Source organism: Bacillus sp. 007/AIA-02/001, from assembly GCF_004634455.1.
Classification (GTDB): Bacteria; Bacillota; Bacilli; order Bacillales; family Bacillaceae_G; genus Bacillus_A; species Bacillus_A cereus.
On the sequence record NZ_SEIY01000018.1, the window covers coordinates 41,872 to 56,712 of the forward strand.

Consider the following 14,841-nt stretch of genomic DNA (forward strand, 5'->3'; position numbering starts at 1 on the left):
AGGAGTTGGTAATAAAAATAAGTATGAATTGTTAAATTTCAATTCTTACAAAAGTGTAATTTTCTTGTAAGCTAATTCGATAGTTACTTCTTACTATATTTCATACAATTAAGTCAGAAACAGGGCAACAATTATTCGAAAAGGAGTCGATTAATATGATGAACAAAATGAAAACGAACAATTTCTTACATACAATGGGCATGGTATTATCGGCTCTTTTCGATGCAAAAGCTGTTGCTTCTACATTAAACAAGTAAGGAGAATGTATTATGAATAACATCACTTTTAACAAATTAGACTTTTTAGGATTAGCTAGCGGCTCTCTTCTTCTTACTGCTTTTATTTACGCTGCTACGCTTGTATAACTTTGTGTCCCCTTTCCCCTTTATATAGAAAAAGACGACCGTCTATGCCCGGTCGTCTTTTTAATTTTTTCTTTCTTTCAACTCTTTTAAAAGCTGTATCAGCTCAGCTTGTTGTTTTATCTTTTTACGACCATTTCGATTAATTGCTGCAAGCTCACAGGCAACTCCGACGGCGAAGAAAAACAATAAACTTTCTAACATGTGAAATCCTCCATTTGCCTATTAAACAGCTTGACGTAATTGTTCTTCTTGTAAAACTCTATTATTTATATTTTCTTCTTTTCTCTGGCAAACGTTATTGCGAATAAGTGCTGCAATAACAAGTACAGTCCCTATAATATCAAACATTGTGATTTGATACCCTTGCATCATCATAATAGCTAAAGTCGTAATTGGTACAAAATTAATAAATAAAATCCCATTAATGGATGATAAAATTTTCACACCGTAGTTCCAAGCAAGTAGCGCTACAATACCTGGCAATGTCATCATAAATAACAAATCATATTTTACAATAGAAATCGTTCCCATACTAGGAACTGAAACATATCCAAGCCACGTAATAATTACCGTTATAATTCCTGTAACAGTCGTACCGAATACACACGTCAACGTAGAATAACGTAATGTTGACCAATCACTACACGTTTGACCACCCATCGTATAAATAACCCAGCCTATAACACCAATAAATATAAATGCTAATGGGAACATATTATCTTTCAATGTTACAAAGAAACTCATGTCACCTTTTGTAATAACAAACACAGCTCCTACAAAAGCAATAACCATACTCGTTATCATATACTTCTTCGGTTTTATATGCTTATATCCCCATAAAATACAAATAGAAATCATCGGCATAAGTGCTTCCATAATGGAAGCTACCATTACACCCGACTTACCCATCAACATTTGCCCTAAAAATATGAGGACATTATATACTGTAAATGCCATCGTTCCAAAAAAGACGAGTAACTTTCCTCTTCCCTCTAAACGAAATGCCTGTTTTCCTTCTTTCACTAACAACAATACAATCAGCATTATCGCCACTGCTCCATAGCGAATAAGCGAAAAATAAAATGGATCTATGTATTCTAGCGCATGATCAGCAACTGGAAACATCGCTCCCCATGACATACTCGCAATTAAACACGCTACAGCCCCTATTATCATTTGACCTCTTCTCACCGCAATCCCCCGTTTCTTTCTATTTGCACAAAGAGAATTGTAAAAGAAAAAATATATCACGTAAAATGATTCAAAATGATGTTAACTATCATTTATAATGATAGTTAACATCAAGGGGGATTACAAAATGGAATTACGAGACTTACAAATCTTTAAAAGCGTTGCCGATCAGGGTAGTGTAAGTAGCGCAGCAAAGGAATTAAATTATGTACAATCAAATGTAACTACACGTATTAAACAACTAGAAAACGAATTAAAAACCCCACTCTTTTACCGCCATAAACGAGGAATGACTTTAACAGCTGAAGGAAGAAAAATGCTCGTTTATGTTAGTAAAATTTTGCAAGATGTCGACGAACTAAAACAAGTATTTTTAGATAGCGAAACACCCTCCGGTATATTGAAAATCGGTACAGTCGAAACAGTAAGTACACTGCCTACCATTTTATCTTCTTACTATAAAAGCTATCCAAATGTCGATTTATCATTACAAGCGGGTCTAACAGAAGAATTAATTAGAAAAGTACTTGATCATCAATTGGATGGCGCCTTTATATCAGGTCCTATTAAACATCCACTAATCGAACAATACGATGTTAGTACAGAGAAATTAATGCTTATAACACAAAATAAAGCCTTTCATATAGAAGAATTTACAACAACTCCTCTACTCGTTTTTAACCAAGGATGTGGATACCGCTCCAAACTAGAACGTTGGCTTAAAGATGAAGGTTTGCTACCAAAAAGAATTATGGAATTCAATATATTAGAGACAATATTAAACAGCGTTGCACTCGGCCTCGGAATTACACTCGTACCACAGTCTGCTGTCCATCATCTTTCTAAAGCAGGTAAGGTACATTGTCATGCAATCCCTGAAAAATACGGCAGTATTTCAACGGTTTTCATACGCCGTAAAGATAGCTATATGACGAATTCAATGCGTAGTTTTTTAAAAACAATTGAAGACCATCATCATATCAATATGCTGTGAAAGACATTCTTACATGAATGTCTTTTTTTCTTACAAAAGTGTAAGTCTTTCGTAAGCTAATTCGATAGTTGCAAGTAGCCATATTTCCTATAATTAAGACATAAGCAGGGCAACAACAATTCGAAAAGGAGCGGATACGCATGATGAACAATATGAAATCAAATAAATTTTTAAATACAATGGGCATGGTGCTATCCGCACTTGTCGATGCAAAAGCTGTTGCAACTACATTAAACAAATAAGGAGAGTTTATAATGAACAACATTACTTTCAACAAATCAGACTTTATCGTACTTGCAAGTGGAGCCACTCTTCTTACGGCTTTCATTTATACACTTGCTCAAGGTCTTGTTTAACACTTTGTTTCCCCAACCCCCTTTATATATAGAAAAAGCTGCTCGTCTTATAGACAAGCAGCTTTTTAGTTTGTTTCATATACAATTTGACCTGTTTTCGTAATATCATATCCGCCAATCGCATTTAATTCATTATGAAATTCTTCCGATTGCAGAATGTCTTTCACAACTTCAATCAACTCTTCATTTTCTTTATTCTTCAAAATTACTAAATCATACTGTTCTTTCATGATTGGAATAAAGTCCACATTTACAATTTGCGAAAACTTTTCTGAACCTACTCCTACATCAGCTTTTCCATTTGCAACTTGCGTGGCAACACCAAGATGATTCGATTCTTCCCATTCATATCCACTAATATCAGCTTTATTTAATTTTTGGATTCGTAATTGTTCATCGACTAACACTCTAATACCAGAACCCTTTTCTCGATTCACAAACTTTATAGTGGACCCGGATATGTCAGCCCATGCCTTTATTCTCTTCGGATTTCCTTTTCGGACATAAAATCCTACATTTCTGGACAATAAATTAATCATAATGCATGGCTGTCCTACTAAAATGCGTTTTACGTAAGGAACATTATATGTACCAGTTTCACCATCAAACAAATGCAAACTAACGATACTTCCTTCTCCTTGATACATTTTCACTAAACTCGTTAAGCTACCTTGATACGCCCTTAAAACATTAGAACTTGGCAAACGATTTTCTATACGTTTAGCTAACATATCTAACGTTAGTTCTTGACCACTAATAATACACGTGTTCAAGATACTACTACCATCGTTTTTTACAGGAGTAACTTGTACCTTTCCTGTTTTCATTTGTTTTATATATTGATCTAAATCTGTTGCATCAATGCGCATCTGTCTACCAACTCTATAAGAAGGAAGTTCTCCTTTTTTAATTAAGTCGTATACAGTTAATTTTGATACTTTTAATCGCTTTGCTACTTCTTCCGTTGTGTAGGAATGATGATCCATAGACGATTCCTCACTTTCTCCTTTCATTGTAACAAAGAAAAGAATATTTCTCCTATTTTTTAAAAATAGATATATGTTCAAATTACATTCAATTATAACTAGTTATATTTAGATATAATTAGTTATAATTAGATGTATCAAAACGAAAGGGGATTTTTTTATGAATAAATTTACATTACGTTCCATCGGGGCACTTATACTTTCTTTCCTTCTTATATTTAGTGCTGCTTGTACAAGTGGGGAAAAGCATACAAAGTCAGCTGCTAAAGAGGATAAAACAGTTGAACTGACTATCTCAGCTGCTGCAAGCTTACAAGATGCATTAAAAGAAATCGAAAAACAATATAAAGAAAAAGAGCCAAATATCAAACTTTCTTTTAACTTCGGTGCTTCTGGAGCACTTCAACAACAAATTGAACAAGGTGCACCTGCTGATTTATTCTTCTCTGCAGCAGAAGATAAATTCCAAACCCTTGTAAAAAAAGGATTCATTAGTGAAAAAGAAGGGAAAAATCTTCTTGGAAATGAACTAGTTCTAGTCATCCCTAAAGATAGTTCACTTACAAAATTTCAAGATTTAAAAGATGAGAAAATCAAAAAAATTGCACTTGGTACACCTGAATCTGTACCTGCTGGCAAATATGCAAAGGCTTCTCTAACACACGAAAACCTTTGGAATGATGTTCAAAATAAAGTCGTATTTACAAAAGATGTTCGCCAAGTGTTAACATATGTAGAAACAGGGAATGTCGATGCTGGCATCGTATACAAAACAGATGCTCTCATTTCGGATAAAGTAAAGATTGGTGAGACAGCAGCAGCTACTTCTCATGAGCCAATCCACTATCCTTTAGGTGTTATAAAGGAATCTAAACATAAGAAAGAGGCGACTTCATTTTATGAGTATTTGCAGTCAAAAGATGCACAATCTATCTTTAAGAAATATGGATTTACAGTTCTGTCGTAATTACTATGAGCATTGATGCTATTTTATCGCCTGTCTTTCTATCTTTAAGAGTAGCTGCGTGCGCCACTATTCTCGTTACAATTTTAGGGACAATTGTCGGGCGAGCACTAGCTCGCTCCTCATGGCGATATAAAGTACTATTAGAAACCATATTTTTATTACCAATGGTACTTCCACCAACTGTTATCGGCTTCTTTCTCATTATCATCTTTGGAAACAACAGCCCGATCGGAAAGTGGGTTGAATCATTATTTCAGCAGTCTATTATGTTCACATCTACTGCTGCGATTATCGCTTCTACAGTTGTTGCATTTCCGCTTATGTACCAATCAGCGAAAACGGGATTTTCTATCGCAAATGTACAAATTGAAGAAAGTGCTCGTGACCTTGGCGCAAGTGAATATCAAGTTTTTCTGCACGTTACACTTCCACTCGCATTTCCTGCCTTACTAAGCGGGATGATTTTGAGCTTTGTCCGCGCGCTCGGTGAGTTTGGTGCTACACTCATGTTTGCCGGGAACATTCCTGGTAAAACACAGACAATCCCAACTGCAATTTACATGGCTATTGATGCAAGTAATATGCAACTCGCCTGGACACTTGTAGTTATTACTATCGGTATGTCACTCGTATTTCTACTATGTATTCAACTTATTAATAAAAGAATCACTAACTCTTAAAGCAGCTTTTGTCGAAGCTGCTTCTTTATTTCTTAGGAAATAAAATATACCAATGGGAAATAACTGAATTTTACCTCTTATTTAAATATACATTTTATTTGAATTCACTTTCTAAAATAGGCAATTTCCTGTTATTATATGGAGGTGTTTCAAAAAATGAAGAAATGAAAACGCATTTATATTGTGAATTCTTCATCCTGTTTTAGCGATCGGTAATCTTCTACTCTATTAGTGGGGCATTACCGATCGTTAGAACGATATGTAACTATATTGGTATAGCAAACCGAAGGGAGTCTTGTAATGGACATTTTATTAGCGCTTCTTCCTGCAATTGCATGGGGAAACATCTTATTAGTAAGCGTAAAAATGGGCGGTGGTGCATATAGCCAAACGGTAGGTATGACAATCGGTGCTCTATTCTTCGCAACAATTATGTATGTATTTACTCAACCAGCTTTAACAATGACAATCTTAATTGTTGGTTTTATTTCAGGTTTATTCTGGGCTTTAGGACAAGTAAACCAATTAAAAACAGTTGAAAAACTAGGTGTTTCAACTACTGTAACGATTTCTACTGGTATGCAACTTGTTGCAACTTCTATCTTTGGGGTTATCGCTTTCCGTGAGTGGACTACTACTACAACGATCATTCTGGGAACGATTGCAATCCTATTAATTGTAGTTGGTGTTGTATTCACATCATTAGATGATAAAGAAAATGCTCAGCCACCTGGACAATTGAAAAAAGGACTTCTTACTTTAATTGTTTCTACTTTCGGCTATCTTGTATATGTAATTATTATTCGTTGGTATAATATTGATGGTTGGTCTGCTATTTTACCACAAGCAGTTGGTATGTTTGTTGGTGCGGTTGTACTGACGTCTAAACATAAACCATTTAACAAATATGCAATCCGTAATGCTTTGTCTGGTTTACTATGGGGAACTGGAAACTTATTCTTACTTCTTTCATTACCACGTGTTGGAGTAGCAACAAGCTTCCCATTATCTCAAACTGGAATCGTTATCTCAACATTTGGTGCGATTGTCTTCTTAGGTGAAAAGAAAACAAAACGTCAATTGATCTTTATTGCACTAGGTAGTGTTTTAATTATCGGCGGCGCTGTATTACTTGGTATGACAAAAGCATAATCTTATATTCTATTAGTAAACCCCTGAAGCATATATGCTTCAGGGGTTTTTCAATTCTAATTATTTTCTAGATATAATTATTTGTATGTTCTTGCCCCTTATAATTGCTCTTCCACTCTAGCAAACCAGCTACACATATAAAGAGATTAATAACAGTTAATATTAGCATGAATTTCCGCCTTCTCATTATCCATTCCATCTACGGTAAGTCTTTTCTTTTTACAACATTCTCTTAAAGATGATATCGTTTTTATAACATATCTCTACTAGAAAGGAATAAAGAATATGCTAACTAAACATCGAATTTTATTTATTGGTGCCGGTCGTATGGCAGAAGCTATATTTTCCGGATTACTTAAAACAAGCAAAGAGTACATCGAAGAAATTATCGTCTCTAATCGAAGCAACGTAGAAAAGCTAAAACAGTTACAACATCGATATAATGTGTCTACTGCAACAGATTGGAAACAGCATGTTACATCTGTTGATACGGTTGTTTTAGCAATGCCACCTTCTGCTCATGAAGAGTTATTAGCTGAGCTATCTCCGTTAATATCAAATCAACTAGTCGTAACAGTCGCAGCTGGCATTGGACCATCTTATTTAGAAGCTAGACTCCCAAAGGGCACGCCTGTTGCTTGGATTATGCCTAATACAGCTGCTGAAATTGGAAAATCTATCTCCTTATATACAATGGGACAATCAGTAAATGAGATGCATCAAGAAACCCTGCAACTGCTTTTAAAAGGTATTGGTACTTCGCAACTTTGTACTGAGGAAGAAGTTCATCAGCTTACTGCAGTTACTGGAAGTGCACCAGCCTTCCTTTATTACTTTGCTGAAAGCTTAATTGAAACAACAAAAAGTTATGGAGTCGATGAAGAAACCGCAAAACATCTTGTCATTCAAATGATTTCTGGCTCTGCTTCTATGCTCGAACAAACGCAAAATCCAGCTAACCTCCGCGAACAAGTAACAACGCCAGGTGGTTCCACAGCTGAGGGTCTCAAAACTTTATACGAATATAATTTTTCAGAGGCAATTCAAAAAGCAGTAGAAGCAACAAACAAAAAAGCTAGGGGGAAATAATATGATTTTAACAAGTTTAAAAGACTATACAACATTACATAACGGTGTAAAAATGCCTTGGTTTGGTTTAGGTGTTTTTAAAGTAGAAGATGGTTCAGAAGTAATTGATTCTGTAAAAGCAGCAATTAAAAATGGCTACCGCAGCATCGATACTGCAGCAATCTATCAAAATGAAGAAGGCGTTGGACAAGCGATTCGTGAATCCGGTGTTTCACGCGAAGAATTATTTATTACCTCAAAAGTATGGAATAGCGATCAAGGATATGAAACAACACTTCAAGCATTTGAAACTACATTAGAGAAATTAGGTCTAGAATATTTAGATTTATATTTAGTACATTGGCCTGTAAAAGGGAAATATACCGAATCATGGAAAGCATTAGAAAAACTTTATAAAGATGGCCGTGTTCGCGCTATCGGTGTGAGTAATTTCCACATTCACCACTTACAAGACGTATTTGAAATTGCTGAAATTAAGCCAATGGTCAACCAAGTGGAATACCACCCACGTTTAGCACAAGAAGAGTTACATGCATTCTGTAAAGAACATAATATTCAGCTTGAAGCTTGGTCACCATTAATGCAAGGACAACTACTAGATAATCCAACGTTACAAGAAATTGCGACAAAATATAATAAATCAACTGCGCAAATTATTTTACGCTGGGATTTACAAAACGAAGTTGTAACAATTCCCAAATCAATTAAAGAACATCGCATTATTGAAAATGCAAACATCTTCGACTTTGAATTAAGTGCTGATGATATGAAAGCAATTCAAGCTTTAAATGAAGATCGTCGCGTTGGTCCAGATCCAGATAACTTTAACTTCTAGTAGAAAAACCACTGCCCTATGCAGTGGTTTTTTCGTTTAATAAAACTGAAAATTTAAACTATATTTCATTTAGTTGACACTTCATTATTCAAGGTGTAAGATTTTGAATTATCAAAGAAACACAAAAATTAATAAAATTTATTCGTTTACTCATTGTATCAAGAGAGGTGGAGGGACTGGCCCTTTGAAACCTCGGCAACAGGTTCATTTTGAATACTGTGCCACTTCCTGCAAGCTTTATGCTTGAAAGATAGAATGAGGGACTTCGTTTATATACGGGTGCATAACTTGTACGTAAAAATCCCTCTTTCTCAATATGAAAAGAGGGATTTTTTATTTTTCATTTCCCTCATCATCATCCAAACTTAATTATTTAGGAGGAAAATCAAATGAAAAAGAAGTTTGTACCCGGTATTGCATCAGTTGTAGGAGTAAGTATTTTATTAACTGGTTGCGGTAGTTATAAAAACGAAGCAAGCGGAGCAAATGCAAAAGACGAGGCACCTAGTAAACAGGTTTTAAACTTATCTTCACCTACTGAAATACGAACAATGGATACGGCTCGTGCTACAGATACTGATTCTGGTCAAGTAATGAGAAACGTATTTGAAGGTTTGTATAATCTTGGTGAAGGTAACAAACCTGTTCCTGGTGTTGCAAAATCTCATGAAGTAAGTGGCGATAAAACGAAATACACATTCCATTTGCGAGATTCAAAATGGTCAAACGGCACTCCTGTTACAGCTAAAGATTTTGTGTTCGCTTGGCAAAGAGCCGTAGATCCAGCAACAGCCTCTGAATATGCATTTCTATTCTTTGATATTAAAAACGCAACAAAAATTAACAACAAAGAACTTCCAGCCGACCAACTTGGTGTAAAAGCAGTTGATGACCATACGTTTGAGGTAGAATTGGAGCGTCCTGTTCCGTATTTTATTAGCTTAACAGCGTTCCCAACATTTCTACCAATTAACGAGGAATTCTTTAAAGCACAAGGTGATAAGTACGCTTTAGAAGATAATACAATCTTGTACAACGGAGCTTTTACACTAAGCGATTGGAAGCACGAACAAAGCTTTAAATTCAAGAAAAACCCTACCTATTGGGATAAAGATACTGTCAAACTAGAAGAAATCAATTTTAACGTCGTAAAAGAAAAATCAACAGAAGTAAATTTATTCGAGTCAAAACAATTAGATCGTATAAAACTAACATCTGACTTCGTCGATAAATATAAAAAGGATGCTAACTTTAAAGAACGTCCAAACGTAGGCGTACAATTTTTACGTATGAATCAACAAAACAAAGTGCTTCAAAACGTTTCTGCACGCCAAGCAATTGATCAAACAATTGATAGAAAATCCTTTGTAAATACGTTATTAAATGATGGATCTACACCAACATTTGGTCTCGTTCCAAAAAACTTTGCAAAAGGACCTGAAGGAAAAGACTTCCGTACTGCAAATGGCGATTTAACAAAAGTTGATACAAAATCTGCACAAGAGTTATGGAAAAAAGCTAAACAAGAGCTTGGTTCTGAAAAGATAACATTAGAATTATTAACGAGTGATGCTGACCTTGATAAGAAAACTGGTGAATTCTTAAAAGGGCAACTAGAAAAGAATCTAGATGGATTAACAGTAAATATAAAACCGCAACCGCGTAAGCAACAAGTTTCGCTTTTATTAAAAGGTGACTACGAAATCGGAATTGATGGCTGGAGCCCTGACTTTGCGGATCCAATTACATTCCTTGAGCTATTTACAACGAATAACCCTTATAACTTAGATCATTACTCTAATAAGGAATTCGATGAAACAATAGCAAAAGTGAAAACAACTTTAGCTGGTGATGAAAAAGCTCGCTGGGAAGCATTACTAGCATCCGAGAAAATATTATTTAAAGACTCTGTTATCGCTCCTCTTTACCAAAAAGGCGAATCTTATTTAGAACGTTCTTATGTGAAAGGAATTGTGCAAGTAGACTTTGCAGGGCAATTAAACTTCAAGTGGGCAAAAATTGAAAAATAAAGTGAAATTTTAATAAGTGGGGGTTTCTTCATCCCCACTTATTATTAGCCCACACCAATTGTTTTTTTAGCAAAATATATTAAAAATAGGTTCTCTCACACATGAGAATCCGCTTTTTCAATATATTATTCTAAGAAATTAACAATCTATTTTTATTATTGACATATAGTTCTTTCCAGTGTTAATATTCTAAATAATCAAAGAAACGAAATATTTCACCATCAAAATATAATGTCTACTACGTTGAAACATATAACGATAGATTATAGATCAACATGTATATACATATAGAACACCTGATTACCTATAAACAAATATTTATAATAGGTTTTATCTCCTTCTATAACTACTTCAAGACATGGACATTATGACGTTACGAACAACACATTTAGGGAGGAACGAACAATGAAGAAAAAAGTTATACCTGTTGTTGCATCTGTTTTAGGGGCAAGTCTATTACTAACTGCTTGCGGGGGAAATAAGGATAATGCAAGCGGAGCGAAAGCAAACGATAAAGCACCTGATAAACAGGCAATTAACTTATCATTCGCTTCAGAAATTCCAACAATGGATGTTGCAAAAGCAACGGATGGGGAATCCATGAACGTAATGCGCAATGTTTTTGAAGGGTTATATGCAATGGGAGAAGATAATAAACCGGTTCCTGGTGTCGCTGAGTCGATTGACATTAGTCCCGATAAAACAAAATATACATTCCATCTGCGTGATTCAAAATGGTCAAACGGTACTCCTGTTACAGCAAAGGACTTTGCCTTCGCTTGGCAACGTGCCGTAAATCCTGATACAGCAGCTGAATACGCATTCTTATTCTTCGATATAAAGAATGCGAAACAAATAAACCAAAAACAATTGCCAATTGATCAACTAGGGGTCAAAGCTGTTGATGACAAAACGTTAGAAGTACAACTAGACCGTCCTGTTCCCTACTTCTTAAGCTTAACGACATTCTCAACATTCTTACCAATTAATGAAGAGTACTTAAAATCTCAAGGTGATAAATATGGTTTGGAAACAAATCATTTAATTTACAACGGTGCTTTCACATTAGAGAACTGGAAACATGAACAAAGCTTCCAATTGAAGAAAAACCTTAACTATTGGGATGCTAAAACGGTAAAATTAGAAGAAATCAACTTCAATGTCGTTAAAGATAAGTCTACAGAAGTGAACTTATATGATTCAGGACAAATTGATCGTGTTGCTTTAACTGCAGAGTTTGTTGATAAATATAAGAGCGATCCAAACTTCAAGGAACGCGCTGAAGTCGGCATTCAATTCTTACGATTAAATCAAAAAAATGAAACATTAAAAAATCAACATGCACGCCTTGCTATTAACGGCGCAATGAATAAAAAAGCTTACGTAGAAACAATCTTAAATAACGGCGCTGTTCCAGCTGAAGGAATGGTTCCTGCGAAATTCGCAAAGAGCCCAGAAGGCAACGACTTCCGTAAAGAAAATGGAAATCTAGTCAAGGATGATGTGAAAACAGCGAAAGAAAACTGGAAAAAAGCAAAACAAGAACTTGGTACTGACAAAGTAACAATCGAACTATTAACAAGTGACAATGCTTTAGCTAAAAAGACTGGTGAATATTTAAAAGGTGAATTAGAAAAGAACTTAGACGGATTAACAGTGAACTTAAAACCACAACCACGTAAACAACAGCTAAAACTACTATTAAGTGGTGACTATGAAATTGGCATTGACGGCTGGGGCCCTGACTTCGCTGATCCAATTACATTCTTAGATTTATTTACAACAGATAGTGCTTATAACTTCGATAAATACTCTAACAAAGAGTACGATGAGCTAATTCATAAAGTGAAAACAGATTTAGCTGGCGATGAAAAAGCACGCTTTGAAGCAATGAAGCAAGCTGAAAAAATTCTATTACAAGACGGCGCTGTCGCTCCTTTATACCAACAAGGTCGTTCTTACTTACAACGCTCTTTCATTAAAGGACTTGTAACAACTGACTTCGGTGGTGAGTTTAACTACAAGTGGACAGAAGTTGCAAAGTAACAAAAGTAAAAGGTATCCCATGAAGGATACCTTTTTACTTTTATACAACTTTAACTACAGAGCTCCCTCTTCCCTTTGCCATTCCTTTTATAGCTAAAATCATACCTGCTACTAATTGTATAACCAATACAATAACCAATACAATAACTAATAATGAAATAATATTTCTTTCTAAACTAACTCCTCCAAATATTATTGTATAATAGCCATTTCCTGCATATATTGCAGGAAATAATTCACTGGTTGTTTGGTATGCTTTAGAAAGCATTTCATGTGGTACAATTACACCCAAACTTACAAGTTGTAACGATAGTGAGATGATATTGAAAATCATACCTGCATCTCCAAAAACAGTTACAACCATTTGTGTTAATGAAAGAAAGGCGAAGAAGACTATTGTCAATAATCCTCTTTTCCTTCTTTTTGCATTGAACCAAAACTCATCATACATATAAACACAAACATCAAATATGTTCTCCACGTCAAAGAAGGTATATGCCCTGACCAAAGATAGCTAACTAAATAATTAACTCCCATAATACAAGACGATATTACTAAACTAATACTTATTAGTTTTACATATTTGAGCATATCTTTTCTCCTTGTTTTTTATTTTTCTACTTCTTCAAATTGTAGATTCACCGGCTCTTCTAAAAGTGTTTCATAAAAGTTCTCTGCCAAATCTGTTGAAGGAATTTTTTCATCTACTTCATCAAATCGAATACTATCTAGCCACACACAACCTTCTCCTGATAATAAAACACCAAATGCAATACCAAGTGCTTCTTCTTTTATATCTAATACAACCGAGTACGATTGCCAGTTATTCGTATTTTTAATGGGGCGATTTTGCATATTATCCATAGCGAGCGGTTCTGTATCTTTTCCATCTACTCGCATCCACAATCCTGCCCAATCTCTTACATTTTCACTCTTAATAAATGCTGTAAAACGTAATCTCTTTCCTACATATTTATCCGCTCGGAACATTTGCATTAATGTTGAAAATCCTCCGTGCGTAACATTCTCTTTTGCTTTTATGTATGCAGATACTTTCCCCTGATGGACAACTTCATAATCTAAACCCATCTCATATTCAGCAGGATGACTTCCACTTAAGATCCATCCTTTCGGTATACCTTTTTGCATTGAAACACCCTCTCTTTCTATATAAAATGACTGAAAGTACTTTCGATATTTCTTTGGTGGCAATTGAAACATTCTTTTAAAAGCTCTCGTAAATGCCTCTTGTGAGGAAAAACCGTATTGCACTGCAATATCAATAACAGCTCTCTCCGTTGACACTAAAACTTGCGCAGCATGAGTTAACCTTCTCTTTCGAATATAATCTGTTACACTCATCCCAACATATCTTTGAAAGATGCGATGAAAATGGTACATCGATACTGCACTGTGAGATGCCACTCTTTCTGTTGTAAGCTCCTCATGTAAGTGATTCTCTATATATTCAATTGATTTTTTTATTATCTCTTTATATTCTTCATGCATTTTAGCCCCTCCTCACAACTTCAATTTACCATATACATACAAATCTTTTTTGATTTAAATTGCGGATTAGCCCTTGCAACTACAGAATAATAATTTATTTTCAACACATACATAATTACATGTTTTTGGGAAAAACTTGTATAGAACGAATTTACATAAGGAGGAATTTATAATGAGAATTCTACTATCAGTTTTATTAGCTCTTATGCTAGTACCTGCATTAACAGGATGTAAAGCTCCTGCAAAAGAAGACACAACTTCTAATAAAAAGACGACTGAAGAAGCAAAAAATGAGGCTCCTGCAGATTTAAAACTAAACTTCAATGAATTCGATTTAAAGGCAGACTACCAAGATACAAAGAAAGACTACGAAGCAGACTATAAAAATGTAGCAGCTGATAAGAAAATGGAAGCAAAAATTGAAGATCATAAAGCAGATGTAAAATTAACAGGAGACGAGGCTATCACAAAATTAAGCCCACTCTTACAAGAATTAAAATTTGATAAAAATACTGCTGACCAAGAAGTAATCGATCAAGTAGTGAATGTGTTCAAACTTGATAAAGACTATCAAAAATTTGATTTAGAAGTTGTCTTCTCTGATGGAACGAAAAAAGAATACAAAAGAGAAATAAAATAAA

At 34.9% G+C, this 14,841-nt stretch carries 17 protein-coding genes and 1 riboswitch; of the genes, 11 read left to right on the plus strand and 6 right to left on the minus strand.

The window, feature by feature from the left end:
• Nucleotides 1-269: 269 nt before the first annotated feature.
• Entirely contained in the window at nt 270-365 is a 96-nt protein-coding gene (locus ES895_RS24435) for a DUF3948 family protein (protein ID WP_001060007.1), read from the plus strand.
• Nucleotides 366-425: 60 nt separating this feature from the next.
• On the opposite strand, the gene ES895_RS24440 is transcribed toward ES895_RS24435, so the two are convergent.
• The gene (locus ES895_RS24440) at nt 426-566 is read right to left on the minus strand and encodes a YrzO family protein (RefSeq protein WP_000894065.1); all 141 of its coding nucleotides are present in this window, start codon (nt 564-566) and stop codon (nt 426-428) included.
• A gap of 21 nt (nt 567-587) precedes the next feature.
• A complete protein-coding gene (locus tag ES895_RS24445) occupies nt 588-1,556 on the minus strand; it encodes a DMT family transporter (RefSeq protein ID WP_002100652.1) in 969 nt (322 codons plus the stop codon).
• A gap of 127 nt (nt 1,557-1,683) precedes the next feature.
• Between ES895_RS24445 and ES895_RS24450 the strand changes: the two genes are divergently transcribed.
• Together ES895_RS24450 and ES895_RS24455 are read left to right on the plus strand one after the other, a co-directional pair.
• Complete coding sequence (locus ES895_RS24450) at nt 1,684-2,550, plus strand: LysR family transcriptional regulator (protein WP_135238713.1); 867 nt, start codon at nt 1,684-1,686, stop codon at nt 2,548-2,550.
• Nucleotides 2,551-2,804: 254 nt separating this feature from the next.
• Nucleotides 2,805-2,906 carry a DUF3948 family protein gene (locus tag ES895_RS24455; protein WP_001060022.1) on the plus strand — a complete coding sequence of 34 codons (102 nt, stop codon included), beginning with the start codon at nt 2,805-2,807 and terminating at the stop codon, nt 2,904-2,906.
• A gap of 65 nt (nt 2,907-2,971) precedes the next feature.
• Here ES895_RS24455 and ES895_RS24460 read toward each other — a convergent pair whose 3' ends face one another.
• Nucleotides 2,972-3,892 (minus strand): substrate-binding domain-containing protein, encoded by a 921-nt coding sequence (locus ES895_RS24460; RefSeq protein WP_001987638.1) that lies wholly within the window; start codon nt 3,890-3,892, stop codon nt 2,972-2,974.
• Nucleotides 3,893-4,052: 160 nt separating this feature from the next.
• Between ES895_RS24460 and modA the strand changes: the two genes are divergently transcribed.
• The 7 genes from modA to ES895_RS24500 all read left to right on the plus strand — a co-directional run bounded on the left by modA (nt 4,053) and on the right by ES895_RS24500 (nt 12,691).
• On the plus strand, nt 4,053-4,859 hold the full coding sequence (gene modA / locus ES895_RS24465) for a molybdate ABC transporter substrate-binding protein (RefSeq protein WP_001032229.1): 807 nt from the start codon (nt 4,053-4,055) through the stop codon (nt 4,857-4,859).
• A gap of 5 nt (nt 4,860-4,864) precedes the next feature.
• Nucleotides 4,865-5,539 (plus strand): molybdate ABC transporter permease subunit, encoded by a 675-nt coding sequence (gene modB, locus ES895_RS24470; RefSeq protein WP_000020526.1) that lies wholly within the window; start codon nt 4,865-4,867, stop codon nt 5,537-5,539.
• Nucleotides 5,540-5,839: 300 nt separating this feature from the next.
• The gene (locus tag ES895_RS24480) at nt 5,840-6,691 is read left to right on the plus strand and encodes a GRP family sugar transporter (RefSeq protein ID WP_000353544.1); all 852 of its coding nucleotides are present in this window, start codon (nt 5,840-5,842) and stop codon (nt 6,689-6,691) included.
• Nucleotides 6,692-6,976: 285 nt separating this feature from the next.
• Entirely contained in the window at nt 6,977-7,780 is an 804-nt protein-coding gene (proC, locus tag ES895_RS24485) for a pyrroline-5-carboxylate reductase (RefSeq protein ID WP_000956278.1), read from the plus strand.
• A 1-nt stretch (nt 7,781) separates the two neighbouring features.
• Nucleotides 7,782-8,615, plus strand: coding sequence for an aldo/keto reductase (locus ES895_RS24490; RefSeq protein ID WP_000604196.1), 834 nt, complete (start codon nt 7,782-7,784; stop codon nt 8,613-8,615).
• Nucleotides 8,616-8,767: 152 nt separating this feature from the next.
• A riboswitch (SAM riboswitch) is annotated at nt 8,768-8,872 on the plus strand.
• 132 nt (nt 8,873-9,004) lie between these two features.
• Nucleotides 9,005-10,645, plus strand: a complete 1,641-nt coding sequence (locus ES895_RS24495) for a peptide ABC transporter substrate-binding protein (protein WP_000726474.1) — start codon at nt 9,005-9,007, stop codon at nt 10,643-10,645.
• A 405-nt stretch (nt 10,646-11,050) separates the two neighbouring features.
• Nucleotides 11,051-12,691 carry a peptide ABC transporter substrate-binding protein gene (locus tag ES895_RS24500; protein WP_098570631.1) on the plus strand — a complete coding sequence of 547 codons (1,641 nt, stop codon included), beginning with the start codon at nt 11,051-11,053 and terminating at the stop codon, nt 12,689-12,691.
• A 40-nt stretch (nt 12,692-12,731) separates the two neighbouring features.
• Here the strand turns inward: ES895_RS24500 and ES895_RS24505 are convergent, their stop codons facing one another.
• Genes ES895_RS24505 through ES895_RS24515 form a run of 3 tightly spaced genes read right to left on the minus strand, consistent with a single transcriptional unit; the run spans nt 12,732 to nt 14,200 of the window.
• The gene (locus ES895_RS24505; protein WP_135238714.1) at nt 12,732-13,094 is read right to left on the minus strand and encodes an ABC-2 transporter permease; all 363 of its coding nucleotides are present in this window, start codon (nt 13,092-13,094) and stop codon (nt 12,732-12,734) included.
• Nucleotides 13,091-13,282, minus strand: coding sequence for a hypothetical protein (locus ES895_RS24510; RefSeq protein WP_000922552.1), 192 nt, complete (start codon nt 13,280-13,282; stop codon nt 13,091-13,093). Before ES895_RS24510 ends, ES895_RS24505 begins: the two co-directional genes overlap by 4 nt.
• Before the next feature lie 18 nt (nt 13,283-13,300).
• The gene (locus ES895_RS24515; RefSeq protein WP_000544203.1) at nt 13,301-14,200 is read right to left on the minus strand and encodes a helix-turn-helix transcriptional regulator; all 900 of its coding nucleotides are present in this window, start codon (nt 14,198-14,200) and stop codon (nt 13,301-13,303) included.
• 172 nt (nt 14,201-14,372) lie between these two features.
• On the opposite strand from ES895_RS24515, the gene ES895_RS24520 reads away from it, so the two are divergent.
• Complete coding sequence (locus tag ES895_RS24520; protein ID WP_001221553.1) at nt 14,373-14,840, plus strand: YusW family protein; 468 nt, start codon at nt 14,373-14,375, stop codon at nt 14,838-14,840.
• Nucleotide 14,841: the final 1 nt, after the last annotated feature.